The organism is Chitinophaga sp. YR627 (genome assembly GCF_900114995.1).
Taxonomy (GTDB): Bacteria; Bacteroidota; Bacteroidia; order Chitinophagales; family Chitinophagaceae; genus Chitinophaga.
This window is the reverse complement of record NZ_FOUX01000002.1, coordinates 483,796-496,787: the sequence shown is the minus strand read 5'-3', so window position 1 is coordinate 496,787 and position 12,992 is coordinate 483,796. Positions and strand designations below refer to the sequence as shown.

Genomic DNA, 12,992 nt, shown 5'->3' with positions numbered 1-12,992 from the left:
GCTAAACACAATTTTATGGCCATTGTAGAACTGGTAATGCCCAAAATGGGGGAAAGTATTATGGAAGCCACCATATTACGTTGGCATAAGAAGCCGGGAGATCAGGTAAGAGCTGATGAAACCGTGCTTGAAATTGCAACGGATAAGGTGGATAGCGAAGTACCTTCTATTGCCGACGGGGAGATTACCGAGATACTCTACGCAGAAAATGACGTCGTACCGGTAGGTACTGTCATCGCACGTATCAATACTACTGCTGATGCCGGCTTTGCAACTGCAGCTCCGGTAGCGCCACCGGCTGCACAATCCACGCCTGCTGCCGCAAGTGAAGAAGTGAATGTTGTAACAAATGAACCTGCCAGTGCACCTTACGAAGCGCAGTTTGTGACGAGCGGCGCCCGTTTTTATTCGCCGCTGGTGCTGACAATTGCACAACAGGAAGGCATCAGTTTCGCCGAATTGGAAAAAATACCAGGCACCGGCAATGAAGGCCGTGTGACCAAGAAAGATATCTTAAACTTCGTAGAAGCGAAGAGTAAAGGACATGTTCCTGCCGCTGCTGCTGCACCTGTTCAACAACAGGAAACTGCTGCTCCGGTAGAACAGCCTGTAAGCCGTCCGGCAGCTACGACGCCTGTTACCACTGTTCCGACTGCAATGCCAGTCAGCAACAATGGAGTGACTACTCCACAGGCAACACAACAACCTCCCGCCGCTCCTATAAGCATGGGTAGCTACACTGGTACTGTGGAAATCATTGAAATGGACCGTATGCGTAAGCTGATCGCAGAGCATATGGTACGCAGTAAACATACCAGTCCGCACGTAACCAGCTTTGCAGAAGCAGACGTGACCAACATGGTAAAATGGCGTGATCAGATTAAGAAAGAGTTCGAAAAAAGAGAAGGAGAGAAGATCACTTTTACGCCGCTCTTTATCGAAGCGCTGGTAAGATGTATCAAAAAGTATCCATTGCTGAACAGTTCTCTGGATGGTGATAAGATCATTCTGAAAAGAGATATTAATGTCGGTATGGCTACAGCATTACCATCAGGTAACCTGATTGTTCCGGTGATCCGCAATGCAGACATGCTGAACCTGGTAGGTTTAACCCGTCAGGTAAATCATCTCGCAAATGCTGCCCGTCAGAACAAACTGAAACCAGATGATACACAGAACGGTACCATTACGCTGACCAACGTCGGTTCCTTTGGTAGCCTCGCAGGAACGCCGATCATCAACCAGCCACAGGTAGCCATCCTGGCGGTAGGTGCTATTAAGAAGCGTCCGGTAGTGATTGAGACACCACACGGTGATACCATCGCGATCCGTCATATGATGTACCTGTCCATGTCTTACGATCACCGTATCGTAGATGGCGCATTGGGATCTACTTTCCTGAGTGCCGTGGCACATGAGCTGGAGCATTTCAATCCTGAAAGAGAGTATTAATACAATGAAGAATCAGGAGTTAAGAATCAGGAAGCTTGATTCTTAATACTTTTTCAGATATGATATTCAAAGTTAAAAAAGCGTCTGGACGTATGGTTCAGGCGCTTTTTGTTTAAATAATTAACTTTTTTCAAGGTGTTAATTGTGAAGAAGGTTATTTATGGAATAAATAGTGATTTTCGCCTTGGTTATCTCTGGAAACCTCCATTATACCAGGAATAATCTCTAATGATATATATAAATAAAGAGAGCTCCATAAAGGAGCTCTCTTCAATTTCTTGACCGTGATAAGCTTGGGCCAACAGAATTAATAACGACCACGGCCGCCGCCGCCGCCGTATCCACCGCTTCCACCGCGATTAAATCCACCACCTCTTGAGTTATTATTCGGTTGTTTAGGTCTTGCTTCGTTTACCATCAATTGTTTGCCTTCGATTTCAGTACCGTTCAAACTATCCATAGCCTTGCTACCTTCTTCCTGGTTGGGCATTTCCACGAATCCGAAACCGCGTGAACGGCCAGTCTCGTGGTCCTTGATAATTTTAGCAGAAGTAACCTCGCCAAATTCGCTGAATATCTGGTGAAGGTCTGCATCGTTCAACCTGTAGTGCAGGTTGGCTACGTAAATGTTCATGACTAAAAAATTAAAAAAATGAAAAATAATATTGAAGATAAAGAAATAAGTTCAATAAAAACATCGCATCCGGAAATAATTTCATAAACAAAACATACCGGTAACACAGACCAGAATTACCGCTCCCATTTTATGGATACTTGCCCATTTTTTTGTAAATTAATAGGTATAATCCATTAAATTAATTTGGTATGAGTAGCCTGAGCGAGACGTGGTTTGCGGACGGTTATATCGATTTTGAGCAGAAAAAGTATACTTTATTAGCCTATCTGCAACAAATAACCCGCTATTTTAATGAAAATAAGCTGTATCCCCAGCTTTCAGATGTTATTTTCCATTACAACAACCTGGTAGCCTTCAAGGAAAATAAACAATTCCTGCAACAACAGTTCCCTAAACGCCTGACAGCCATCAATATGGAGCGACTGCAATTGCTTTATGAACAGATGGTTTCGGACGATGAACTGATGAAGGAACTGGAAAATATTATTCAGTACGCCATAAAAAAAATGAATGGCGCCATCCGGGAAGGGACTGAAATCTATGAATTTGTAGAGGGAAGTCTGAATATTTCACCGGTCGGACTGATCCCGCTGGACACACAGGAGGGCTATCTTTTCCTTTGTGATGGCCGATACAGGGATATAGTCGTGTATGAATACCGCCTCAGTATTTTTGAAAGACATGATGAAAAATACCGAGGTATCCATACGCATTACCTGGATACCTTTTCAAAGGATCTTGTGCATACCTGTGAACATATTAAAACAACATTGATCCGTCAGTATAAAAAACTGCCGAATCCGGCGGTGTACCGTATTGAAACCAACCTGGTATTCCCTGTAAATGAGACTTTGCTGCCTATCGCCAAGCGTTCTCTGGTGAAGTACATTGCGACAAATGCTGCCTGATGAAGAGACGGTCGGGAGAAGATCAGGAACTTTGTCAGGTAAGTAATTCAGGTATATTGTCACCGAAAGGGCCTTCAATTTAAAGGTCTGGGTCTTGTGTTTTCTGAAGCGTCTTCTTATAAAACGCATCAAAGCAAATGCGGGCTGGCGACATCTGCATGGTATAACTCCGTTCTTTCTTAGTTCAGCAATACCGGCGCACTATTCCCAAAAATCACTTCCAGCTCATGATCCTGCAGGAAAGGTTGGTAGTATTGCCTGATAATTTTTGTCAGCTTTTCTTTGGATTGATTGATATACAGCTGATTGTTTTCCAGCTGCTCGCGGGAAGTCTGGTACAGTTTACGCTGTACATCTGTATAGGTTTCATCGTCCTGGAAGAGGAGCCAGCCTTTACGGTTGGAGGTCTCCATTTTATCTACTTTCAGTTCGTAACTAAGCAGTTTCGGCTGGGGAATATTGATCGTGATCTTCTTATCAGAAACAGTTACTTTAAAACTCTTCTCGTCCACATTGATGCCATATTTGCCTGTATATGGAACAGACACCCAGATCGTATTCTCCATAAAAGCCTTCTTCAGATTGGTCGTCCATTCTCCATCATCAGTGATATTACTACGTTTGATCGATGCATTCCCCTGTACCTCCAGACTCGCCAGTTCCGCGATCTCCCGCACGATCTGACTATTAGAAAGGATACTCTGACTCACACTTTTGCTGCCGAATTGTTTACCCAACCAGAACAGGAGAACAGCGATAGCAATGAAAAAAACTAAACGAAAAAATCTTTTCATAACGGAAGAGATAGTTGCTGCAGACGATCATCCTTCATGGATCATCGCCTGTAGAGACAATGTTTTAGTTAGTAATGTATTTGACGGGCTGCAAACCACAGGCCATGGCCCAGTCAGATCTTGTGTTTCAGTGTTGTGCCCTTTGCATATAAGTTGTAACTCATACAGTAATAGCTGACGACCACAGCGAATATAATATATATGCCGGATAATTGCCAACTGATATCAGTCAGTCGGTATATGTCAGCCGTGTACCAGTGAGGCGATCAGTCCCGCATGCTGAGGATATACGGCCCGCAGATTGTCTTTGGTGGCCAGTTCGAAATCCGCAAAGTCGAATCCGGGCGCCACTGTACAACCTACCAGTGCAAATCCACCGGGTACTTCTACCCTTGAAGCAAACCAGTGACCGGCTTTTATCACGAGCTGGGGCTGTTCGCCATCCTCAATATTGAGACCTAGTTTGTGTACTGTCAGCGCTCCTGAAGGATCAATGTCATAGATCGCCAGGGAATGGCCATCGTAGAAATGCCACATTTCATCAGCTGCAATACGGTGAAAAGCAGAAAACTCACCTTCTTCCAGCAGGAAATAAATGCCGGTCGACGCACTCCGGTCGCCTTTCATTGCCGGCGGCAATACCGCTTGTTTAAACTCCCATGAAGAACGGTAGGTTTCCCTGAAAGCGCCACCTTCTACATGTGACTGTAAGTTGAGATGTTCGCGCCAATAGGCGGCATTGTGTCTTGGGTTTTGCATATCACAAAAGAAAGAAAATAGCGCGAAATGAAAAAGCCGTCCCGTGAACGAGGCGGCTTTCTTATTTTTCATTTTTTTAGTCAGAAAATCTTAGGCCACGGCTACTGGGCGTGCTACCGGCATTTGTGCGATAGCTGTCTCCTGATTCAGTACCGGCACTTCTCCTTTGAAGAAGAGGAAGTCTTGTATAAATAAAGCCTGGCTGTAATAATCGTTATTTGTGATAAACGTCTGCCACTCTTCCACATTCATCCGCTGCATGTGACGCATCGCATCTCTGAAACGCAGCATACGGGCATATAACTGCGGCGTCAGACCAATCACCTCCATGAACTTACGCTCCATAGTGTGACGGGAAAGTTTGAATTTCTTCGTCAACCACTCAATATTCGTGTATCCCTGTGTGCTTAGTATGTAGTCTGCAATCTCATCTACCTGCTTCAGGTTGTGTGATTGTCCACACATCATGTTGGTAAACGCATTGTTCAGTACTGCATCCAGGGTAGTAATGTCGTTGTGTGCAGCAATCGTTCCGGCCAGGTCTTTCCAGCATTCACGGTCCTGCTTCAGCAGATCGCGGAAGTAGTTGTTGAAAGAGGACATATCCAGTCCTGCCAGTTTATAACAACCATATGCATTCAGCTGTATCACTGTCATTTTTACCGGTCCTTTCACCATGATCTGATGATGACAGGTAAAGTGTCCTACTACAGATGCCTCAGGCAATGTAAAGGATGCATGTTGTGTTGGCTGGAAAATTACTTCTCCTTCCTGCAGGAATACCATATAGAGGTCTCCAAGAGAAAAAAGATTCTGCGGCAGATTAATAAGTCCGGAATTCGCGCTCTGTAAATGATAATACTGCTTAACATAGGGTGCCAGCGAAGTTGCCGGTTGGTAGATACGGAAATTCATAGGAACATGTATAAGGTTATCAGATCGTCACATTCACAATGTCGGCTAGGTCTTCAATTATCAATACAAACTTAGTCGTTTATAAGTATATAAAAAAAATTAATTTGAGTAGATTGAAAGACAGTCAATTGCGGCAGATAAATTGGATAAAAGCCTTTATAAGTCATGTTTCAGGGCGGTTTTCGGGGTACCGGGACGGAGGAAATGATATAGCTGGAATAAGTAGTGTTTGAGGGAAAACAGGAGACCGTTCAGGAATATCATATTATTAATTGCGGATAAAAGATCTGTGTTAACGTTGCCCGTTGCTTCGATGTACACCGTCATTACACCTTAATTACGCCGTTATCTCTACGTTCATGAACGGACAGGTAACGGCGTAGTAACGGCATACCTTCGTTGCAAAGCGTAACAAGCAACGATAACTGATTATAAATGAGTGCTTAAGAGCTGTTTTGAACGAAGAAGGCTTGTAAATTTGAGATAATCAATTGATTATGCGGAAAGTGGTGTTGGACAGTGACGCTCCGGGGAAATTAACAGGTGGCGCCCGTTGAGGAGAAGTTGGTTAATCAATGGGCACTCGCTTTCTCAAAATAAAAGAGCCGGTCATCAGACCGGCTCTCCCAATATTTCAATTCACTTAATTATTGCGCATTTGTGCCGGTTTCCCAACCCCAGTTCCTGCCTTTCTCTGTCGCCGGTACACCCGTCTGCATCCATTCTGGTGCAGGTGCATTTTTCAGGAAGTGATCAAAGAACTGCTGCTCACGGCGTTGAATATCCTTTCTGTTCTGACGCTGTATCAGGTTGTGTGCTTCATTGTTGTAGTTTAGCATCCATACCTGTTTGCCCAGTCTGCGCAGACCGGTGAACAGTTCGATACCCTGATACCAGGGCACTGCACCATCCGCATCGTTACTCATGATCGCCAGCGGCGTTGTTACTTTTGGCAGATGGAACAAAGGTGAGTTCTCAACATACAATTCTGGTTTTTCCCACAATGTCGCACCAATACGACTCTGGGAACGCTCATACTGGAATTGACGGTTCATACCGCTTTCCCAGCGGATCCCGCCATAAGCACTGGTCATATTTGCTACCGGTGCGCCTGCCCATGCTGCTTTGAATAAAGACGTACGGGTGATCAGGTAAGCCACCTGGTAACCGCCCCAGCTCTGTCCCTGAATACCCATGTTCAGACTGTCCGCCCATGGATGTGCCGCCACTGCTCTTGCACCACTGACGATATAGTCATAAGCGCCCTGACCCGGGTGACCATTTTCATAGGTCACATCCGGTGCCAGCACCAGGTAGCCACGGCTTACAAAGAAAGAGATGTTTAATCTTGATGGAGTAGGAGCTGGTGGGTTGTAGCTGTATAATCCATCGGATAATTTCTCATAGAAATACAACAGTACAGGGTATTTCTTTGTGCTGTCGAAGTTTTCCGGTTTGTAGAGAATACCTTCTGCCGGTTTGCCGTTGTAGGCTGTCCATTTGAACAGTTCAGCGGTTCCCCAGTTGTATTCCTGCTGTTGCGGATTGATATGACTGATCTGTTCTGCCTTCGCCAGGGAAGTACCGGTATACAGATCAGGTGACAGCACATAGCTTGATTTTGTGAAGATATAATCAGGCGCATTTTCTGCCTTTACAGGATCGCCGAAGGTGTAAGGTCCCAGCACCAGTAATGCAGGCTTTACAGGCGCTTTTTTGAACGTGCTGAACGTCGTATAGAAACCGTTTTCTTTGGTAGTCTCGTTAAAGGTTTCCAGTAACAGTGCCTGTCCTGGCGTGAAGAAACGCTCTTCTTTATTCAGTTGTACATAACGGAAACGCAGTTTCTGCTCGCGGCCATATCCTGCTGTCAGCAGTTGTGGTGCCGCTTTTCCGGAAGGATCTACCTGCCAGATATCGAAACGGTCATAGATGTAAACTGCTTTATCATCTTCCAGCCATCCTGCCATTCCGTATGGACCAGGCATGTCCGGATGATCGTCATCTTCTTCAGCAAGAGAAACCGGTATTTTCTCCGTGATGTTGCGGGTGGTACCGGTACTTGTTTCGTACGCATACCATTGTTTCTGCTGCAGATTATACCAGGTGATATAACGGCCTGCCGGAGAAATACGGCTAACGCTATCGAGGTTCTCCTGTAGCATTTTGCGGTTACCATTTTCCAGGTTGACGAGGTAGGAGGTCTTCAGAGAATGACCTGTCCATTGCATCGCCACGCGTTGTCCTTTATCAGTATATCCCAATGCGTAAGGGCTATTACCTCTGTTCGCCAGCTGGATGTTTTCCATATCCTTATCGGCCAGCTGTAATACCTTTTGTGTGCCAGGATAGTAAACTGCCTGATAGCTTTTTTTCAGGTCCTTATCCAGGTTTTTCAACTGCATGGGTTGCAGGTAATCATCCTGATAGTTCCAGATGTCTACTTTAGCCACTTCGAAATCTACGATGTTGGTATCTTTTGGTGGCTGTATCGGCGCTGTTCCGAAGAACAGACGCTGACCGTTTTCGCTGAACCAAACCTTACTATCCGGACTTACAGACCAGTTGGCAGGGAAGGAGCGGCTTGTTTTATCTGCTGTGATCACGCCGCTATCCTGTCCGGTACGGTAGTAATACAGAGAATAGAATTGCTGCAGGGCTTTTACGCTATCGCGCGAGCTGCACCAGGCAGCCTGTTCGCCTTTTTCATCAAAAGTGAACTGCTTACGTAAAGCGGTTCCGCGGCTGATCGTATCTGCTTTATGTGTGGCCACATTCCACAGTAATACGGCGGAACGGGAGAGTGAGTCTTTTTTATCGGTGACAACTTCTGCCAGCAGACGGTTGCCCGGTTTGCTGAAGATATAGTCCTGTACATTGCGGATCGTGTCTGCGGTCTGTTTATCCAGATAGTAGATCACGAGGTGTCCGCTGGTGGTATCTGCCTGTGGTTTCTCTTTCAGGTAAGCCAGTACACCGGTACCTTTTTCAGGTGTTTTGAAGGAGCGTACGGCGGGTACCTTATAGACATTGTTATTGCCGAGGGTGACAATACCCAGGGAGTCTTTCGGCATTTCAGACGGCTTTTTCTTTTTGATCTTTGCCTGTCTGGTAACTGCAAAAGGCGCCCTGATAGAGAAGATAGCATAGCGGCTGTCTTCCGTGATCACGGGATTTGCGCCGCGTGGTACTTCCAGGCGTTGTTTGGTTTTGTTATTGTAAATGAAGAGAGAGGCGTCACCTTCCTGTGGGGTGACTGTATACACGATCCATTGTCCGTTATTACTGATCGCTTTGTTGCCAATACTTTGCCAGCCATCGTATACAGAATGATCCAGTGGCTTTTTCGCTGGTTGTTGCGCATAGGTCAGTAGGGAGAGGCCGGATAAAGCCGCTACACACATGAGTTTTTTCATACTGACTAAAATAGAAAAATCACAATAATTGAGTAGATTTTTCCGGATGGACGGTTAAAATCAGGCATGAGAATGCTTCAGGGTGCGGGCGACCCGCGTCATTTGTAAAGCGACTGATAAAACGATGCAGGCCAATCCGATATAAAATGCGTAGGTCAGCTGTTTATTCTCGTGAAAGAGTATAAAAGCGATGACGATACTATATACCGGCTCCAGATTAAAGGAGAGGTTTACTGTAAACGGAGAGATCTTTGTGAGTGCATTCATCATCAGCATATACATACCCACGGTACAGGCCCAGGCCAGGATCAGCAGGTAGCTCAGGTCTGCCGTAGAGGGCAGGGAGAGCGGTTGAGGGAAGAAATACAGGTATGCAGGCAGCAGGATGGTCAGACCAATGAATCCGGCTGTCAGCTCGTAGAAGGTGATGGTAGGCGGATCGTATTTGACGATCAGGCGTTTATTGAAGATGGTGAACAACGCTGCAAACATCGCGGAAATGATACCGAGAATGATCGCAGTACGGTATTGCGTATCAAAATGGAAGATCATGAAGATGCCCAGCAGGGTGATACCGCTTAACAGCAACTCTGTTTTATCCAGCCGGCCCCGGTTGATCAGTGGATCGAAGAGGGCGGTGAACAGGCTGGTCAGCGCAAAGCAGACCACGGCAATAGATACGTTGGAGTATTTGATACTGGCATAAAAGAACAACCAGTGTAATACGACAACCATACCTGTCAATCCGATCGGAAGGATCTGTTTGAAATTCAGTTTGGTGAGCATACCCCTCCAGCGGAAGAGTATGTATAAAGTGATGATGGTGAAGAGTAGTCTGTACCAGACCAGCATTCCCTCATTCAGGGTGATCAGTTTACCCAATATACCCGTAAAACCTGCCAGAAATACCGACAGGTGTAATTGTATCAGTGCTTTTTTCATTGCCCGCTTATTCGCTATTTCTTACGCGTCTTTCATACTTGCGGAACAGGCTTTCCCATTGAATTTTGAGTACACCCAGGACACCTTCTTTGATGATGCCCTTACTCATTTTGGAATATCCTTCTTTACGGTCTTTGAAAGTGATAGGTACTTCTTTGATCTTGAAGCCTAACTTCCAGGCCGTGAATTTCATTTCTATCTGAAAGGCATAGCCCACGAACCGGATCGCATCCAGGTTAATGGCTTCCAATACCTGTCTTTTATAGCAGACGAAGCCGGCAGTAGCGTCTTTTACCCTTATCCAGGTAACAAAACGTACGTATACAGAGGCGCCATAGGAGAGCACAGCTCTGTCCCAAGGCCAGTTTTCGGTTTTACCACCTTTTACATAGCGAGAACCTACGGACACATCGCCACCATCCTTTGCGCAGGCATCATAGAGCCTGTTCAGGTCAGCAGGACTGTGGGAGAAATCAGCGTCCATTTCGAAAATGTACTGATATCCCTTTTCCAATGCCCATTTAAAGCCATGGATATAGGCGGTGCCTAAGCCTTGTTTGCCACTTCTTTCTACCAGGAATAATTCGCCGGAGTGGGACTGCTGCAAATTCCTAACAATATTACCGGTGCCATCGGGCGAACCGTCGTCCACGATCAGTATATGAAAGTTTTGTCGCAGGGCAAAAACCGCGTCAATGATGTTACGGATGTTATCCTTCTCATTGTACGTGGGAATTATGACGAGCTTTTCCAATCTAGCAAATGTTGTTTTAGGAGTGCGAAATTAGCACAAACCCCAGATAAAGTATGGTTTTTGCAAATATTAAATCTTTTTTAACATCATACTATGGTAGATCTCTGTGAGTTTCTGCTTGGTATTGAGCGGAAAATCAGCTTTCATCATCCAATCATAGTATTGAGGTTCAATTTTGAGTACTTCGCGTACTGCGCGGCCTTTATATTTACCGAAATTGAACATTTCCACTCCATTCTGTATAACCATTCTTCTGGCAAAGTCAACGTAGTCGTCTTCTTTGGTGAATTCGGCCAGTGGTGCTACTTCTGCCTGCAGCTGCTCATAACGGCTTAACTGTGCTTCCAGGATCTCATAGGTTGCAAGCGCGTCTGCTTCTGCGCTGTGCGCATTCAGCAGGTCTTTATCGCAATAGAACTTGTAAGCGGCGCTCAGCGTACGTTTCTCCATCAGGTGGAAGATCTTCTGTACGTCAATGAACTTACGGTCTTTCGTGTCAAAATCGAGGCCTGCACGGAGGAATTCTTCTACCAGCAGGGGAATATCGAAACGGTTGGAATTATATCCGGCCAGGTCACAGTTTTCCATGTACTGGCGTAATTCATTCGCACATTGTTTGAACGTCGGACAATCTTTAATATCCTCATCACTGATACCATGGATAGCAGTGGAGGCCGGAGGAATAGGCATGCCTGGGTGTATCCTTTTGACTTTTGTCTGAACAGACTTGTCAGGGAACACCTTGATAATAGCAATTTCAATAATACGGTCCGTAGCCACGTTGGTACCGGTCGTCTCCAGATCAATTACGGCCAGCGGCCTTTTAAGTTGCAAAGAGGGCATGACTAATTTTTATAGATACTTTTTCAGCGAATTTACGTCCAATCCTTCATAATCACCCGAACTCATCATCAGCAGGTTCGCATCTTTGTACTCCTGTTTATCCAGGAATGCAGTTAAATGCTCTCTGCTGGTGAAGATCTGCAGGTCTGCGCGGCCAAAGCCCTGTGCTACCACATCGGGCATCAGTTCCGGCATACGTTTGATCTCCAGTGCGTGTTTGCTGTAGAACACAACCGGTATATCGGCTTTGTCCATACAACCCTGGTACTGTACCATGAAGTCTGCATTCAGACTACTGTAGGTATGCAATTCCAGTACGCCGATCAGTTTGCGTTGCGGATACTGGTCACGCAGTGCGCTCATGGTTGCTTTCACCTTGGAAGGGGCATGTGCAAAGTCACGGTAGATGGCGCAATGATCATTTTTACCCACCAGTTCCAGTCTTTTAGCGGCGCCTTTAAAGGTAGAGATTGCCTTCAGGAACACTTCATCGCTGATACCCAGTTCGTTGCAAACAAGACGGGCAGCATGCATGTTCAGCAGGTTATGGTCGCCAAAGACTTCGAGGTCGGTCTGCTGATCGCCGAAGTGAACAGTGGTAACACCATTGCTGATCTGATGTGTAGGAATATCGTAAGGAACAAGTTTCAGGTGAAGACCTTCAGCCTTTACCAGTTTCACCAGTTCCGGGTCAGTATTGTTGTAAATGAGCGTATGGCCGGCTTTCATCGTACGGAGGAAAATGGCGAACTGCTCAAGATAGTTTTCAAATGTTGGGAATACGTTGATGTGATCCCAGGCGATGCCGGTCAATACCGCAATATGCGGGTGCAGGAAGTGAAACTTCGGACGTTTTTCGATCACAGAAGCCGGATATTCATCTCCTTCACAAACGATCACGGGCGCATCAGTAATATTCACTGACTGTGGGAAACCTGCCAGACGGGCGCCTACGAGGTAGTCAAATGCCTGACCAGACTGTTGCAGTACGTGCATGATCATCGCCGTGGTAGTCGTTTTACCATGGCTGCCGCCCACTACTACCCTGTTCTTCTGCTGACTTTCCTGGTAGATATATTCGGGGAAGGAATAGATCTTCAATCCAAGCTCTTTCGCCTTGATCAGTTCAGGGTTGTCTCCGCGGGCGTGCATACCGAGGATAACGGCGTCAAGGTCTGCCGTAATACGGCTTTCATCCCAACCCATCGATGCCGGTAAAATGCCTGCCTGTAAGAGATTGCCTTTCGCAGGCTCGTAAATCTCGTCATCACTGCCGGTTACCTGGTAACCTTTGATTTTCAATGCGATTGCTAACTGGTGCATCACACTGCCACCCACAGCGATAAAATGTACTTTTGCCATATAATATTAACCGGATTACCTGCGTTTATCGTTATATTTATGTGTCTAAGGGAAAAAGGAATGATATTATAGCTAAAATCTTTAATATAAATTTTATATTTGCAAAGTAACGTCAAAAATTGGCGATTAAAAAAGTGATATCACCATTCCCTATGAAATTTCATTATTCAACTAAACATCCCTTTATGCAAGTATCTTATCTGAAAGTTT

11 protein-coding genes are annotated in these 12,992 nt (G+C 45.6%); 2 read left to right on the top strand and 9 right to left on the bottom strand.

What is annotated here, in order from left to right; genetic code table 11:
* Window positions 1-15: 15 nt before the first annotated feature.
* Complete coding sequence (locus BMZ72_RS10730; protein WP_089808079.1) at window positions 16-1,452, top strand: dihydrolipoamide acetyltransferase family protein; 1,437 nt, start codon at window positions 16-18, stop codon at window positions 1,450-1,452.
* A 307-nt stretch (window positions 1,453-1,759) separates the two neighbouring features.
* On the opposite strand, the gene BMZ72_RS10725 is transcribed toward BMZ72_RS10730, so the two are convergent.
* A complete protein-coding gene (locus BMZ72_RS10725) occupies window positions 1,760-2,086 on the bottom strand; it encodes an RNA recognition motif domain-containing protein (protein WP_012789999.1) in 327 nt (108 codons plus the stop codon).
* 191 nt (window positions 2,087-2,277) lie between these two features.
* Here BMZ72_RS10725 and BMZ72_RS10720 point away from each other — a divergent pair, with 191 nt between their 5' ends.
* Window positions 2,278-2,997: an HAD family hydrolase gene (locus BMZ72_RS10720; protein ID WP_089808078.1), complete on the top strand. Its 720-nt coding sequence runs from the start codon at window positions 2,278-2,280 to the stop codon at window positions 2,995-2,997.
* Window positions 2,998-3,176: 179 nt separating this feature from the next.
* Here the strand turns inward: BMZ72_RS10720 and BMZ72_RS10715 are convergent, their stop codons facing one another.
* From BMZ72_RS10715 to BMZ72_RS10680, 8 genes are all read right to left on the bottom strand, one after another.
* Complete coding sequence (locus tag BMZ72_RS10715; protein ID WP_089808076.1) at window positions 3,177-3,791, bottom strand: DUF4230 domain-containing protein; 615 nt, start codon at window positions 3,789-3,791, stop codon at window positions 3,177-3,179.
* Between the two features lie 243 nt (window positions 3,792-4,034).
* Window positions 4,035-4,550 (bottom strand): cupin domain-containing protein, encoded by a 516-nt coding sequence (locus BMZ72_RS10710; RefSeq protein WP_255373175.1) that lies wholly within the window; start codon window positions 4,548-4,550, stop codon window positions 4,035-4,037.
* A 90-nt stretch (window positions 4,551-4,640) separates the two neighbouring features.
* Window positions 4,641-5,465: a DUF6597 domain-containing transcriptional factor gene (locus BMZ72_RS10705; RefSeq protein ID WP_089808073.1), complete on the bottom strand. Its 825-nt coding sequence runs from the start codon at window positions 5,463-5,465 to the stop codon at window positions 4,641-4,643.
* Window positions 5,466-6,112: 647 nt separating this feature from the next.
* The gene (locus BMZ72_RS10700) at window positions 6,113-8,881 is read right to left on the bottom strand and encodes a S9 family peptidase (RefSeq protein WP_255373174.1); all 2,769 of its coding nucleotides are present in this window, start codon (window positions 8,879-8,881) and stop codon (window positions 6,113-6,115) included.
* A gap of 60 nt (window positions 8,882-8,941) precedes the next feature.
* Window positions 8,942-9,823, bottom strand: a complete 882-nt coding sequence (locus BMZ72_RS10695; protein ID WP_089808070.1) for a DMT family transporter — start codon at window positions 9,821-9,823, stop codon at window positions 8,942-8,944.
* A 7-nt stretch (window positions 9,824-9,830) separates the two neighbouring features.
* Window positions 9,831-10,577, bottom strand: coding sequence for a polyprenol monophosphomannose synthase (locus tag BMZ72_RS10690; RefSeq protein ID WP_089808068.1), 747 nt, complete (start codon window positions 10,575-10,577; stop codon window positions 9,831-9,833).
* Between the two features lie 69 nt (window positions 10,578-10,646).
* Window positions 10,647-11,420: a 3'-5' exonuclease gene (locus BMZ72_RS10685; protein ID WP_089808066.1), complete on the bottom strand. Its 774-nt coding sequence runs from the start codon at window positions 11,418-11,420 to the stop codon at window positions 10,647-10,649.
* A gap of 9 nt (window positions 11,421-11,429) precedes the next feature.
* Window positions 11,430-12,782, bottom strand: coding sequence for a UDP-N-acetylmuramate--L-alanine ligase (locus tag BMZ72_RS10680; protein ID WP_089808064.1), 1,353 nt, complete (start codon window positions 12,780-12,782; stop codon window positions 11,430-11,432).
* Window positions 12,783-12,992 lie beyond the last annotated feature (210 nt).

Excerpts from the sequence above, each read along its gene's own strand:
- BMZ72_RS10730 (WP_089808079.1), top strand. The coding sequence starts at position 16 with ATGGCCATTGTAGAACTGGTAATGCCCAAAATGGGGGAAAGTATTATG.
- BMZ72_RS10725 (WP_012789999.1), bottom strand. The coding sequence starts at position 2,086 with ATGAACATTTACGTAGCCAACCTGCACTACAGGTTGAACGATGCAGAC.
- BMZ72_RS10720 (WP_089808078.1), top strand. The coding sequence starts at position 2,278 with ATGAGTAGCCTGAGCGAGACGTGGTTTGCGGACGGTTATATCGATTTT.
- BMZ72_RS10715 (WP_089808076.1), bottom strand. The coding sequence starts at position 3,791 with ATGAAAAGATTTTTTCGTTTAGTTTTTTTCATTGCTATCGCTGTTCTC.
- BMZ72_RS10710 (WP_255373175.1), bottom strand. The coding sequence starts at position 4,550 with ATGCAAAACCCAAGACACAATGCCGCCTATTGGCGCGAACATCTCAAC.
- BMZ72_RS10705 (WP_089808073.1), bottom strand. The coding sequence starts at position 5,465 with ATGAATTTCCGTATCTACCAACCGGCAACTTCGCTGGCACCCTATGTT.
- BMZ72_RS10700 (WP_255373174.1), bottom strand. The coding sequence starts at position 8,881 with ATGAAAAAACTCATGTGTGTAGCGGCTTTATCCGGCCTCTCCCTACTG.
- BMZ72_RS10695 (WP_089808070.1), bottom strand. The coding sequence starts at position 9,823 with ATGAAAAAAGCACTGATACAATTACACCTGTCGGTATTTCTGGCAGGT.
- BMZ72_RS10685 (WP_089808066.1), bottom strand. The coding sequence starts at position 11,420 with ATGCCCTCTTTGCAACTTAAAAGGCCGCTGGCCGTAATTGATCTGGAG.
- BMZ72_RS10680 (WP_089808064.1), bottom strand. The coding sequence starts at position 12,782 with ATGGCAAAAGTACATTTTATCGCTGTGGGTGGCAGTGTGATGCACCAG.